The sequence below is a fragment of the Streptomyces sp. NPDC047061 genome (assembly GCF_040643955.1).
GTDB lineage: Bacteria > Actinomycetota > Actinomycetes > Streptomycetales > Streptomycetaceae > Streptomyces.
On record NZ_JBEYVI010000019.1, the window covers coordinates 135,793 to 148,593 of the forward strand.

General features: G+C 73.3%; 13 protein-coding genes. 4 read left to right on the plus strand and 9 right to left on the minus strand.

What is annotated here, in order from left to right; all coding sequences use genetic code 11:
- Positions 1 to 80 precede the first annotated feature (80 nt).
- Positions 81 to 944, plus strand: a complete 864-nt coding sequence (locus tag ABZ887_RS26160) for an NAD(P)H-binding protein (RefSeq protein WP_361293581.1) — start codon at positions 81 to 83, stop codon at positions 942 to 944.
- Between the two features lie 71 nt (positions 945 to 1,015).
- Here ABZ887_RS26160 and ABZ887_RS26165 read toward each other — a convergent pair whose 3' ends face one another.
- Complete coding sequence (locus ABZ887_RS26165) at positions 1,016 to 2,353, minus strand: MFS transporter (protein WP_361293584.1); 1,338 nt, start codon at positions 2,351 to 2,353, stop codon at positions 1,016 to 1,018.
- 203 nt (positions 2,354 to 2,556) lie between these two features.
- Between ABZ887_RS26165 and ABZ887_RS26170 the strand changes: the two genes are divergently transcribed.
- Positions 2,557 to 2,958 (plus strand): helix-turn-helix domain-containing protein, encoded by a 402-nt coding sequence (locus ABZ887_RS26170; RefSeq protein WP_361293588.1) that lies wholly within the window; start codon positions 2,557 to 2,559, stop codon positions 2,956 to 2,958.
- 30 nt (positions 2,959 to 2,988) lie between these two features.
- Here ABZ887_RS26170 and ABZ887_RS26175 read toward each other — a convergent pair whose 3' ends face one another.
- The 5 genes from ABZ887_RS26175 to ABZ887_RS26195 all read right to left on the minus strand — a co-directional run bounded on the left by ABZ887_RS26175 (position 2,989) and on the right by ABZ887_RS26195 (position 6,584).
- The gene (locus tag ABZ887_RS26175; protein WP_361293591.1) at positions 2,989 to 3,411 is read right to left on the minus strand and encodes an acyl-CoA thioesterase; all 423 of its coding nucleotides are present in this window, start codon (positions 3,409 to 3,411) and stop codon (positions 2,989 to 2,991) included.
- 57 nt (positions 3,412 to 3,468) lie between these two features.
- Positions 3,469 to 4,104 (minus strand): hypothetical protein, encoded by a 636-nt coding sequence (locus tag ABZ887_RS26180; RefSeq protein WP_361293594.1) that lies wholly within the window; start codon positions 4,102 to 4,104, stop codon positions 3,469 to 3,471.
- An 80-nt stretch (positions 4,105 to 4,184) separates the two neighbouring features.
- On the minus strand, positions 4,185 to 4,784 hold the full coding sequence (locus ABZ887_RS26185; protein ID WP_361293597.1) for a histidine phosphatase family protein: 600 nt from the start codon (positions 4,782 to 4,784) through the stop codon (positions 4,185 to 4,187).
- A 3-nt stretch (positions 4,785 to 4,787) separates the two neighbouring features.
- Complete coding sequence (locus ABZ887_RS26190) at positions 4,788 to 5,318, minus strand: hypothetical protein (protein WP_361293720.1); 531 nt, start codon at positions 5,316 to 5,318, stop codon at positions 4,788 to 4,790.
- 57 nt (positions 5,319 to 5,375) lie between these two features.
- Positions 5,376 to 6,584: a pyridoxal phosphate-dependent aminotransferase gene (locus ABZ887_RS26195; protein WP_361293600.1), complete on the minus strand. Its 1,209-nt coding sequence runs from the start codon at positions 6,582 to 6,584 to the stop codon at positions 5,376 to 5,378.
- Between the two features lie 81 nt (positions 6,585 to 6,665).
- Between ABZ887_RS26195 and ABZ887_RS26200 the strand changes: the two genes are divergently transcribed.
- On the plus strand, positions 6,666 to 7,301 hold the full coding sequence (locus tag ABZ887_RS26200; protein WP_361293603.1) for a winged helix-turn-helix transcriptional regulator: 636 nt from the start codon (positions 6,666 to 6,668) through the stop codon (positions 7,299 to 7,301).
- 53 nt (positions 7,302 to 7,354) lie between these two features.
- On the opposite strand, the gene ABZ887_RS26205 is transcribed toward ABZ887_RS26200, so the two are convergent.
- The 3 genes from ABZ887_RS26205 to ABZ887_RS26215 all read right to left on the minus strand — a co-directional run bounded on the left by ABZ887_RS26205 (position 7,355) and on the right by ABZ887_RS26215 (position 11,126).
- A complete protein-coding gene (locus ABZ887_RS26205) occupies positions 7,355 to 8,164 on the minus strand; it encodes a hypothetical protein (RefSeq protein WP_361293606.1) in 810 nt (269 codons plus the stop codon).
- Complete coding sequence (locus ABZ887_RS26210) at positions 8,164 to 9,426, minus strand: VWA domain-containing protein (protein ID WP_361293609.1); 1,263 nt, start codon at positions 9,424 to 9,426, stop codon at positions 8,164 to 8,166. The genes ABZ887_RS26205 and ABZ887_RS26210 overlap by 1 nt, the downstream gene beginning before the upstream one ends.
- A gap of 194 nt (positions 9,427 to 9,620) precedes the next feature.
- Complete coding sequence (locus ABZ887_RS26215; RefSeq protein ID WP_361293612.1) at positions 9,621 to 11,126, minus strand: IucA/IucC family siderophore biosynthesis protein; 1,506 nt, start codon at positions 11,124 to 11,126, stop codon at positions 9,621 to 9,623.
- A gap of 107 nt (positions 11,127 to 11,233) precedes the next feature.
- On the opposite strand from ABZ887_RS26215, the gene ABZ887_RS26220 reads away from it, so the two are divergent.
- Positions 11,234 to 12,745 (plus strand): IucA/IucC family protein, encoded by a 1,512-nt coding sequence (locus ABZ887_RS26220; protein ID WP_361293615.1) that lies wholly within the window; start codon positions 11,234 to 11,236, stop codon positions 12,743 to 12,745.
- The last annotated feature ends 56 nt before the right edge of the window (positions 12,746 to 12,801 follow it).

Below are 12,801 nucleotides of genomic sequence, written 5' to 3' on the forward strand. Positions count from 1 at the left end.
CCGTAACGGCCCGGTGCCGGCGCCCGGCCGGGCCGGGCGTGCCGGAATTTCCAAGAGCGGGGCGCCCCGGCGGGCCCACCGTGGACCACATGATCCTGGTGACGGGTGCCACGGGCACCATCGGACGTGACGTCGTACGACAACTGGCCGGGCGCGGAGCGAAGGTGCGCGCCCTCACCCGCGACCCGGCGAAGGCACGGCTGCCCGCCGGCGTGGAGGCGGTCCGCGGGGCGTACGGCGAACCGGCCGCCCTGGACGCCGCGCTGGCCGGGGCGACGGCCGTGTTCCTGCTGCGGCCGCCCGGCCCCGACGAGGGGCAGGACGCGGCGCTGGTCGCCGCGGCGCGGGCCGCGGGCGCCGACCGGCTCGTGAAGCTCTCCGCCATCGCCACCGGCGACCCGGCCAGCGGACCGTCCGGGTCGTGGCACGTGGCCGGCGAGCGGGCCGTGCGGGACAGCGGGCTCGCCTGGACGGTGCTGCGGCCGTCCTCGTTCGCGTCCAACACGCTGACCTGGCTCCAGGCCCTGCGCACGGGCGAGCCGGTGCCCAACATGACCGGGGACGGCGCGTCGGGGGTGATCGACCCTCGTGACATCGCCGAGGTGGCCGTGCGGGCCCTGCTGGACACCGGGCACGCGGGGAAGACGTACACCCTGACCGGTCCCGAGGCGATCACCGTCCCCGGCCAGGCCGCCGTGCTCGCCGAGGTCCTGGACCGCCCGGTCCCGACCAGGGACCTGTCCCCGGACGAGACCCGTGACTTCCTCCGCGTGGCCTGGGGCATGGACGGGACCCGGGCGGACGGTGTCCTGACCGGCCTGGCGTTCGTCCGCGCCGGGGGCAACGCGGTGCTCACCGAGGACGTGGCCGAGGTGCTGGGCCGGCCGGCCCGGACCTTCCGGACCTGGGCGGCGGACAACAAGGGGCTCTTCGAGGTGGACTGAGATCGACGGGCGGCCCTGGGCGACGGGTTGAGACCGACGGGGCTTGGTGTGCGCGGAGTTTAGACCGCGCCTCACCGGCTCCGCGGCCGCAGTACCGCCCCCGCCGGCACCAGGGCGGCCACCGCGAGCCCGGTCGCCACCCGAAACGCCAGCCGGTAGCCCTCCGCGGTGGCCGGGACCAGCTCCGCGCCCCGGTCGAGCAGTCCGCCGGTGCGGCTCGCCGCCAGCGTGCTCAGCACCGCGAGCCCCAGCGAACCGCCCACCACCTGCGTGGTGTTGAACAGCCCCGAGGCAAGCCCGGCGTCCTCCTCGGCGGCGCCCGACATGGCGAGACCGGTCAGCGGGGGCATGGCGGCCGCGAACCCGGCCGCCATCAGCAGCATGGGCGGCAGCACATCGGCGGCGTACGAGCCGTCGGCGGGGGCCCGGCTCAGCAGCGCCATGCCGCCGCTGATCAGCACCAGCCCGGCGAGCAGTACCCGGTACGCCCCGAAGCGGCCGATCGCCCGCGCGGAGAGGGTCGTCATCAGCACCCCGATCGCCACCGGCGCCGGGAGGAAGGCCAGGCCGGTGGCCAACTCGTCGAAACCCAGGACCCGTTGGAGGTAGAGCGCGCCGATGAACTGGAAGCCGTACATCGTCGCGATCATCAGGACCTGCACGGCGTTCGCGCCGGTCAGCGTCCGGGAGCGGAACAGGCGGGGGCGCAGCAGCGGGCGTCGGGCGCGCGTCTGGCGGACGGTGAACGCCGTGAACAGGGCGACGGTGAGCGCCGTCAGCAGCAGGGTCATGGCCGTGCCGCGGTCGGCGGAGCCCACGACGACGTACACGGTGAGCATCAGCGCACCGGTGACCAGCGCCGCGCCCGGGTAGTCGGCGCCGTCGCGGAGCCCGGCGCCGCGCTCCGGGGACAGCACCCGGACCGCCGCCGCCCAGGCGACGACGCCGATCGGCAGATTGATCAGGAAGATCCAGTGCCAGCTCAGCGCCTGGGTCAGCGCCCCGCCGAGGAACGTGCCCAGCGTGGCGCCCAGCGACCCGACCGCGCTGAACACCGCGATGGCACGGGCCTGTTCGCGCGGCTCGGGAAAGAGCGCGACCAGCATGCCGAGCACGACCGCCGAGGCCATCGCCCCGCCGACGCCCTGTACGGCCCGCGCGGCGATCAGCAGCCCCTGGCCGGTGGCCAGCCCGCACAGCACGGAGGCCACGGTGAACACGGCGAGCCCGGCCGTGAACATCCGCTTGCGGCCCAGCAGATCACCCATTCGGCCCACCAGGAGAAGCAGTCCGCCGAACGGGATCAGATACGCGTTCACCACCCAGGCGAGCCCCGCCCCGGAGAAGCCCAGGTCGGTCTGGATCGCGGGCAGCGCGACGGTCACGATGGTGCCGTCCAGAATCGTCATGAGGGCCCCCGCGCACAGGATGGCGAGAGCTGCCCGGCGGGGGTACGTTCGATGCCGTGTGCGCGTCGGTGACGTGGTGGCAGCCGTCATGGCGCTGTGGCCTCCGTGTTCTCCGGCGGAGCCGGGTATCGGTCCCTTGGTGCACGACTTGTAACGGAGGACATCGTGGGTGACCATGGGAGTCGGCGTAAGGAGGCAGTCGGATGTCCCGGAGGAACACCGATGTAACCGTCCAGGTCGTGAACGCGCACGCCTGCCCGGTCCGTGAGGTTCTTGACAGGGTGGCCGGCAAATGGAGCGTCCAGATCCTGGTCGCGGCCTCGCACGGGCCCATCCGCTTCACCGAACTGGAGCGCGGCATCGAGGGCATCAGCCGCCGGATGCTGACCCTCACCCTGCGCAACCTGGAGCGCGACGGGCTGGTGACCCGCACCGTGTACCCGACCGTGCCGCCACGGGTGGAGTACGCACTCACCCCGGTGGCGCTGGAGTTGCACGAGACCCTGCTGCGGCTGACCGACTGGGCCGAGCGCAACCGCGGGTACATCGCGGAGGCGCGGGCGGCCTACGACGCCGAGCACCAGCCCGAACTGCTCGACGCGTAGACGGATCGGAACCGACGGGCCCGCCGGCTCTCAGAACCCGAACAGCTCCGGGTCCGAGGTGAGTTCCTTGAAGACCTCACGCGGGTCGGCGACCAGCTTCCGGGCCTTCAGGTCCAGCAGCCCGCCGACCGCGTCGACCTCGGCGGCCAGCGTGCCGTCCGCCTTGGTGATCTTCTGGACCACCCGGAACGTCTTGCCGCCGCTCCACTCGAACGCGCAGGTCACGTCGACCTCGTCACCGGCGAGCAGCTCCCGTTTGTAACGGATGGTCGTCTCCAGTCCCACCGGGCCCACGCCCCGCCCGATCAGCTCGGCCTGCGTGACCCCGGCCGCCTGGAGCAGCGACCAGCGGGCGTGCTCGGCGTAGTTGATGTACACCGCCTGGTTCACATGGCCCTGCACATCGGTCTCGTAGCCACGGACTGTGACGCGGACGGAATACGGTTCGCTCACGACTGCCCCTTCTCGTGTACGACACACTGATCCTTTGACGGCATCCTGACACGAGGGTCACACCCGGCGCGGCGATGCCAGCAGATAGCGCTGTCTGCTCCGGGGCTCGGTGTATTCACCGGCCTGCCAGCCCGCCCGCTCCAGGGCGGCCGCGCACGCCCGCAGCGGCTCGCCGGCCGGCGCGTACACCGCGACCGCCTCCGGCTGCGGGGTGGCCCGCACCCGGTACCCGGGGGTGTCCGGCCCCTCGGGCGGCTGCCCGGCCGCCTCCAGGGCGAGTGCGGCGGCCCGCACCAGATGCGTACGCTCCCAGCCGCACGGCCGGTCCGTGGCGCCGTCGGGATTGGTCATCCGGCGCAGTTCGAGCAGCCCCTGCCAGGCGCTGTGGACCTCGCGGGCGCGGGCGGGCCCGGCGTCGGCCGCGTCCTCCCCGCCGACCCGCGCGGCGAAGCCCCCGGTCGGCTCGGCATCCGTTGTGGCCCGGGGTTCCGTCGTGGTCGAGGGCTCCGGAGCCTCCCGTATCCGGTGCCCGGCCGGTGTCAGGAAGTGGTCGTGCGGCGGGCGCGGGTGCCGGAAGGCGAGCCCGCGCCCGACCAGCGCCGCCAGTTGCGCCTCCGTGCCGCGCAGCCGTCCGGTGACCGGGTCGGCGGCGTCGATGACCCGCCGCTGCGCGGCGGTGGGCGGTCGGGTCACGGTGCACACCTCCCCGGCGTCGAGCGCGGTCCTGATCCCTTCTCCGAAGGTTACGGCCGGGCACCGACAACGCGGTCCCGCTATCCGCCGGGCCGGATGTTCCAGCCCGCGATCACCGGCCGCTCGTGCTCCGTGCCCAGCCGGCACAGCGTCCCGGTCGCCAGCTGGAAGAGGGCGCCGGCGGACGGCGGCAGGCCGAGGCGGCGGGCGGTCAGGACGCGCAGGAAGTGCCCGTGGGCGACGAGCAGTACGACTCCCTCCGTGTCGGCGAGGGCCGCCTCGACCTTGGCCAGCATCCGGTCGGCCCGCTTCCCGACCTGCTCCGGGCTCTCCCCGGGATGCTCCGGCGGACCGGGCGCCACCCCGTCCGTGAACAGGAACCAGCCGGGCCGGGTGCGCTGGATCTCCACGGTGGTCACGCCCTCGTAGCCGCCGTAGTCCCACTCCCGCAGGTCGGCGTCGACCCGGGCGTCGGGCACCCCGATCAGCTCGGCGGTCTCGCGGGCCCGCCGGAGCGGGCTGACGAAGGCGGCACCGATGCGGTGCGAGCGGATCAGCGGCACCAGCCGCCGCGCCTCGTCCCTGCCGTGCTCGGTGAGCGGCACGTCGGTCCACCCGGTATGCCGTCCGGACCGCGACCACTCGGTCTCACCGTGCCGGACGAGAAAGACATCAGCCATACGTCAGAGGCTATGAGCCCAGCGTTCCAGTTCGGCGAACTCACGCGCCCGCAGGCCGTGCCGTGGGTCCACCGGAAGGAGCAGTGCGGGGCCGTCGTGGTGCTCGGCGACATGGCGGACGTCGAGTTCGGTGACCAAGTCGTCCACCCACACGAACGGCCGCCCGGCCGCCCACGCCACGACGGTCCGCGTCTTCCAGTACAGGCCGTCCGGATCCTTCGCGAACAGCTCCGGCCACTCGATGACGGGCAGCTCGGGCAGCCCGACGACCGGCCCGATCATCTCGTTGGCCTCGTGCATCCAGGTGGTGGCCCAGGCCAGCTCGTACGGCAGTGCGAGCAGCCGGGCCCCGTGCTCCGGATGCAGCCGTACCCGCAGCCCCCGGCGCAGCCTGCGGGAGCCGGGCCGCTGGCGGGCAGACCAGTTGGCGGGGTGCAGCCTGCGGGTCACGTACCCGCGGTGCCGCAGGAACCGGGCCCGGAAGGGGTTCAGGGGGCCGTCGACGTCGAGGAGGAGCAGCGGCCGCTGCGTCATGGGCTGGGTCATGGGGAGGACCTACCCGGACGGCCCCCGCGGTCCACTGCTGGTCCCCTACTGCCGATAGCCGCTGAGGAACCGTCCGATCCGTCCGATCGCGGTCTCCAGGGTCTCCGCGTGGGGGAGGGTCAGGATGCGGAAGTGGTCGGGGGCGGGCCAGTTGAAGCCGGTGCCCTGGACGACCTGGATCTTCTCCTGGAGCAGCAGGTCCAGGACGAACTTCTCGTCGTCGTGGATCGGGTGCACCTTGGGGTCGATGCGCGCGAAGGCGTAGAGGGCGCCCTTCGGCTTGACGCACGAGACGCCGGGGATCTCGTTGAGCTTCTCCCAGGCCACGATGCGCTGCTCGTACAGCCTGCCGCCGGGGGTGACGAGTTCGCGGATGGACTGGCGGCCGCCGAGCGCGGCCTGGATGGCGTACTGGGCGGGGGCGTTGGCGCACAGCCGCATGGAGGCCAGCATGGTGAGGCCCTCCAGGTAGTCCCTGGCGTGCTGCTTCGGGCCGGTGACGACCATCCAGCCCGAGCGGAAGCCGGCCACCCGGTACGTCTTCGACAGGCCGCAGAAGGTCAGGACCACCAGGTCGGGGGCGAGGGCGGCGACCGAGTGGTGGACGGCGTCGTCGTACAGGATCTGGTCGTAGATCTCGTCCGCGAAGACCATCAGGCCGTGCCGGCGGGCCAGGTCGAGGATGCCCTCCAGGATCTCCTTGGGGTACACCGCGCCGGTCGGGTTGTTCGGGTTGATGATGACCACGGCCTTGGTGCGGTCCGTGATCTTCGACTCCATGTCGGCCAGGTCCGGGTACCAGTCGGCCTGTTCGTCGCAGAGGTAGTGCACCGCCTTGCCGCCGGCGAGGGTGGTCACGGCGGTCCAGAGGGGGAAGTCGGGGGCCGGGACGAGGATCTCGTCGCCGTCCTCGACGAGGGCCTGGACGGCCATGGACACCAGCTCGGAGACGCCGTTGCCGAGGAAGACGTCGTCGACGCCGACCTCCAGGCCGAGCGTCTGGTAGCGCCCCGCCACGGCCCGGCGGGCGGAGAGGATGCCGCGCGAGTCCGTGTAGCCGTGTGCCTGCGGGAGCATCCGGATCATGTCCTGGAGGATCTCCTCCGGCGCCTCGAAGCCGAACAGCGCGGGGTTGCCGGTGTTCAGGCGCAGCACGCTGTGGCCCGCCTCCTCCAGCGCGTTGGCGTGCTCGATCACCGGTCCGCGGATCTCGTAACAGACCTCGCTGAGCTTGTTGGACTGCCGGAACTCCATGCGCCCCTCCGGAAACTCGTGTTGCTTGGTTTTACCAAGTATGAGCTTGGAAAGTCCAACATCTTGTCTAGACTGCGTCGCATGTCACCTCGCCGAAGCTACGACCAGTACTGTTCCGCAGCCCGCGCCCTCGACGTCGTCGGCGACCGCTGGACCCTGCTGATCGTCCGGGAGCTGCTCGCCGGTCCCCGCCGCTACACGGACCTGCACGCGGATCTGCCGGGGGTCAGCACGGACGTCCTGGCCTCCCGGTTGAAGGACATGGAGCGTGACGGGGTCGCCACCCGGCGCCGGCTGCCCCCGCCGGCCGCGGCGTACGTCTACGAACTCACCGAGCGCGGGCGGGAGTTGCTCCCAGTGCTGCAGGCGCTGGGGAAGTGGGGCGAACCCGAACTGGGCGAGCGCCGGCCGACCGACGCGGTACGCGCCCACTGGTTCGCGCTGCCGCTGCTGCGGGGCCTGGCGGGCCTGGAGGGCGAGGGGCTCGTCGAAGTCCGGCTGGGAGAGGGGCACTTCCACCTCCACGTCGGCGCCGAGGGCGGCCCGGTGTACGGCGACGGCCCCGCCCCGGCGGAGCCCGACGCACGACTCGTCCTCGACACCGGGACGGGTACGGCCCTGGCCCGCGGCGAACTGGGCCTGCCGGAGGCGGTACGGACCGGCCGGGTGACGGTGACCGGGGACGGCGCCCTGGCCAAGGAGCTGCGAGAGGCCTGAGACGACGACTGGGCCGCCGCGAACGGGGCCCAGTCATCAGGGTCGGAATCGGATCACATGCCCGGCGGCACTCGTGACGGCCGCCCCGCCCCCCGCGTCAGCGCGTACCCGCCGATGCCCGCCAGCGCGGCCAGCACCCCGCCGATCCCGGTCCACACCCAGCGGTCGGTCCACCAGCCGGAGGACCAGCCGTCGTCGGGCTCGATGGAGGACAGCACCGCCGACTTCGTCGACGAGGAACTGTCCTCGTCCGAGTCGGACTTGATGGCGATCCCCGGCACCAGCGGCTTGGCCAGCGAGCCGTCCACCGCCGCCGAGCCGCCGATGTCCTTGGAGTCCACCTTCACCTCGGCGCCCACCGGCTGGCCGAGGTCCGCCGAGGTCAGGTTCACCACCGTCAGCCGGATGTAGTACGTGCCGGGCAGCGGGTCGTCGGCCCACGGCTCCGACCAGGCCCGGACGGTGCGCATCACACAGGCCAGCTCCACCGTCGCGGTGCCCTGCGCGGCCGTGCGGGTCTGCGCGCCGTACTGGCAGGCCTGCCGGCGCCGCAGCCCGTCGTACACGTCTATCTGCCAGGTCTGCGCCGCGTGCGAGTCGGGCAGTTTCACCCTCGCCTTGACGTCCGGACGCTGGCCGGCGTCGGCCGGGAAGGACCAGTACAGGTAGTCGCCGGTGGAACCGCTGGCCGTCGCCTGCTGACCCTGGTCGATCTCGGTCGCCGTACGGAAGGACGTGCCCGCCTGGGTGGGCGCGTCGCTGTCCGAAGAGGCGCTCGGCGAGGGCGAGGAGTCGGCGACCGCGGGACCCGCCGCGAGGCCCACCGCCAGCAGGGCGGTGCTCAACACACGTGTGATCGACATCAGTTGGTCCTCCAGACCGCGACCCGCCAGCGGGACACCCAGCCCCACACCAGACCCGCGAGGAAGCCGGTCAGCACCAGTGCGCCGAGCAGCCACCAGCCGCGGCCGAGACCGAAGGAGGCCACGTCGCTCGCCTTCGACGGCCCGTCCACCACGTCGACCGTCAGCTCGACCGGCAGACCGGGGCTGGTCTTCACCCCGGCCGCGGCGGAGAAGGAGTTGGTCACCTGGAGGCAGACGGTCTCCGGGGTGGTGTCCTCGTCGTCGCTCTCGGCCTTCGGGTACCGCAGCCCGGTCGAGATGACGTCCGTACGGCCGAGGCCCGACGCCTCGCCGCGGACGATCTCCCGCCCGTGCACGGTCACCGCGCGCAGCAGCACCCCGTAGTCGGCGTTGACGGCCCGGTCGGCCGCGACGCTCACCGAAGCCCGCAGCTCCTGGCCGGGGTTGACGTCGACCTTGTACCAGCGCTGCTGCCCGAACTCCTCACGGTCGGTGTACAGCCCCGACTTCAACGTGGGCGCGGACGAGCACTGGTCCGTCCCCTCGGTGGCCACCGGCGTGACCACGGGGTCCGCCGCCCGGTCCACCAACTGGCCCACCCGGTCGGTCAGTTCCTCCTTGTGCTGGACGGAGGTGTACGTGCCGCCGGTCGCGTCCGCGATGCAGCTGAGCTGGTCGCGGGTCTTGGCGTCCGGGACGAGGCCGAGCGTGTCGATGGTCAGCCCGACGCCCTTGGCGGCGATCTCGCGGGCCACCTCGCACGGGTCCAGCGGCTGGCAGGTGTCCTCGCCGTCGCTGATCAGGACGATACGGCGGGTCCCGTCACCGCCCTGGAGGTCGTCGGCCGCCTTGAGCAGCGCGGGGCCGATCGGGGTCCACCCGGTCGGCGAGAGCGTGGCGACGGCGGTCTTCGCCTCGGTGCGGTCCAGCGTGCCGACCGGGTACAGCTGCGCGGTGTCCTTGCAGCCCTCCTTGCGGTCGTTGCCGCGGTAGTCGGCGCCCAGTGTGCGGATGCCGAGCTGGACCCCCTCGGGGGTGGCGTCCAGCACCTCGTTGAACGCCTGCTTGGCCGCGGCCATCCGCGTCCCGCCGTCGATGTCCGCCGTCCGCATGGAGCCGCTGACGTCCAGCACGAGTTCCACCTTGGGGGCGGCCTGTGTGGTCTCGTCGGCGACCGCTTGGCCGGGGAACGCGATCCCGGCCGCCAGGGCGGCGAGCAGGGCGCAGATCCCTGCCGCCGGCCGATGTGTTCTGATCATCGGCGGATCCTATTGATCAATGGTGCCGGGCTCCAAAACGGGGTCCGGAGCCCGAAACCGGAGTGACCGGCAGGCCAACGGAGTGCGGCGGGCGGGCCGGTGCGCTCACCCGCCGGGGTCGGGCGGTCGGCGGGCGACCGCATTCACCGGGCGGCGGCGCTCACTGGGCGTCTGCGTTCACGTGGCGTCTGCGTTCACCGCACGTCGGCGAGCGGGTTCGGCAGTGCTGCCCACTGGTCCCCGGGCACTTCCGGCGACAGCCGCATCAGGGTCAACGCCTTGGCCGGCAGGGGGCCTTCGAGCAGGGCCGTCAGGTCGGGGGAGGCGGGCAGGTGCCGTACGGCCGCCTGCAGGGCCGCCGCCAGGGCCGGTCCCGAACCCGCCGTGCCCGCCAGCGCGCCCGCGACCAGGGAGCCGAACAGCTTGCGGCGCAGCATCGTTTCGTCGTCCGTGACCAGGCGGCCCGTCAGGTCGGGCGGGGTGATGCCGTGACGGCTGAGGCGGGCCGGGCTGAGGCGGATGTCGGCCAGGTCGCGGTAGACCAGCCGGAGGGGTGCCCCGGTCCCGGAGAGCACCACCAGGAGGTTCTGGCCGTGCGCCTCCAGGGCCACGCCCAGGTCCAGCAGCCGCAGCCCCACCGTGAGGGCGAGCCGGGTGAACTCGGCCAGCCAGGACGGCGATCCGGGGAGGGCGGTGGTGGCCAGCGCGGCCACCGGGAGGACCCGCTCGCCGGGCGCCGAGTACACCTCCGGCGACTCGCGCAGCAGCGCCGCGAGGTCGGGGGAGCCCGCGGTCACCGCGCCCAGGGTGCGGGTGACGTGCAGGAGGCCGTCCGTGCGGGCCGCCAGGTCCGCCGCGAACGACGACAACGTCGCCGCCGTGCCGACCGAGTACGCCGAGATGTCCCGCACGGACGAGGTCAGCCGGGCACTGAGCGCGGTCTTCACATGCGGCCCGCCGGGGAGCGCGAGCGTGCGCAGGGACATCAGCGGATGCGCGTCCCGCCAGTGCCCGGCGGAGCCACCCTTCAGGACATGGGCGCTCTGCCACGGATGCACCGGGATCAACAGCCGCCCGCCGTCCCGGAGTTCGTCCGGCCAGTCGCCGGTCAGCAGGCAGTCCCCGACCGCGGCCGGGACCGCCTCCAGCCGTACGGCCGGCCGGTGCTCCGGCCCGTACGCGAGCTGCTCCGCCACCGAGAAACCGGGCCGGGAACGGCAGTTGGGGTGGAAGGGGTGCCCGTCGACGACCCGCTGCTCCCACTCCCAGTCACGGTCCGGCCACTCCTTCGAGGGAAACTCCCGGTCGGCCCGCGAGAGCGCCAGCGACGCGGCACTGTGCCCGAGTTCGGCCGCGAACCCACCCGAGTGCGGCCACCCCAGATCCGTCGTCAGCCGCGCCGGGTCGTCGTACGCCACCCCGTCCAGGCGCACGGCGGTCACATACCCGTCGGTGGCGTACGGGTCCGCCCGCGGGCCGTGCAGCGCCCGCCCGTCGGCCAGCCGCAGGGCGAGGCTGTGCGCCCCGTGCACCCGGCGCGTCACCCACGGCAGCGGCTCGTGGGCCAGCGCCCGCCACAGCCGGGTCAGCACCGCCGCCCGCGCACCGGGCAGCTCCGCCTCGTACCGGTCGACGAGATCCGGCCGCACCTCGGTCAGCTCCGCGGCGAGCCGGGTCTCGATGGGGGAGGGAGGGTGCACGGGAGGGCTCCTCGGTGACGGGTACGGGGGTCATGATGACCGGTGACGAGCGACATACTGATCACGATCGGACTCTGTGGACGCAGAGAACGAGACGCAGAGAACGAATGGAACGAGTGGACCTCATGCCCTCCAGCGACGCCGTCGGCGAGCGCGCCGACGCGTACGCTGCCGCACCCCTGCTCAACTGCCTGCTGCGGGAGGTGGCCCAGCCGCTCCCGGACGCCGGGGAAGGGCGGTCGCGGGTCTACCGGCTGCCCGGCGGCGGTCGGCTGCTGCGGGTGCGCGGCGAACGCCGGCCGGCCGCGCCCGAGGTGTACGCGGACGGCACCTGGCACCACGTCGGCCACGCCGAGCTGGTGAAACTCGTCGCCGAGGAACTGCGCGGCCACACCGGGCTGTCCAACGGCGACCTGCCGACCGAGATGATCGACAGCCGGGACGCGGTCGCCGCGCTGCTCACGGCACGCGCCCGGGCGACGGCGCCCGACGACCCGTATCTGCGTTCGGAACAGTCCCTCATCACCGGCCATCCCTACCACCCCGCCCCCAAGGCGCGCGGCGGCGGCCCGGTCGCCGCCTGGTTGCCGTACGCCCCCGAGGCGCACGCCCGGTTCCCGCTGGTGCTGCTCGCGGTCCGCGAGGACCAGGTGGTGGAGGAGGGCGACACCGCCGCGCTGGACGCCCTGGACGCCTCGGGCGCCGTACCGCGGGGCTACCGGCTGCTGCCCGCCCACCCCTGGCAGCTGGACCTGGTCGCCAGTGACCTCGCCCCGGCCTTCGCGGACGGGCGGCTGCTGCGCCTCGGCGGGACCGGGTTCACTACCTGGCCGACGGCCGCGATCCGCACGGTGTACGAGCCGGAGCGGGATCTCTTCCTGAAGTTCAGCCTGGACGTCCGGATCACCAATGACATCCGCCGCCTGTGGGCCCACGACCTGCGGAGACTGCGCCGCACCAACGCGGCCGCGACCGCCGCGTTCACGGCGATGGGCGGGCCCGCCGGCTGGCTCGGCGACCGCGGCTACCGCACCGCCCGCTTCGCCTTCGAGGAGCTCGCCGTGCTGGTCCGGGACGGGCTGCGCGGGGCGCTGCTGCCGGGGGCCACCCCGTTGCTCGCCGCGGGCCTGGTGGAGGGCTTCGACGGCGACCCGCTGGCCGCGGCTTTGGACCCGGGTGCCTGGTGGGAGGCGTATCTGCGGGCGGTCGTACCCCCGGCCCTCACCGCGTTCGCCGAGCACGGCGTCGTCATCGAGGCGCATCTGCAGAACACCCTGGTTGCCGTCGACGGGGACGGCGTTCCGGTGCAGGCGCTGTACCGGGACGCCGAAGGGGTCAAGCTGCTGGCCGACGTGGAGCGGGCCGCCGGGTGGGAGCGGCTGGTGTACTGCCTGGTCGTCAACCACCTGACCGAGGTGGCCGCCGCGCTCGCAGAGCACCACCCCGGGTTCGATCCGTGGCCCGCGGCGCGACGGGAGCTGGCCCGGCATGAGCTCCCGGAGGTCACCGACCTGCTGACGTCCCCGACCCTCCCGGGCAAGACGAACCTGCTGCTGCGCTGGACCGGCGCGGACGGCGCCGACGCGCGCTATCTGCCGCTGCCGAATCCCCTGGCCTGACATCGCGGGCCGGACCGACGGCGGGCACGACGGGACGTCACACGCGAAACGGCCCG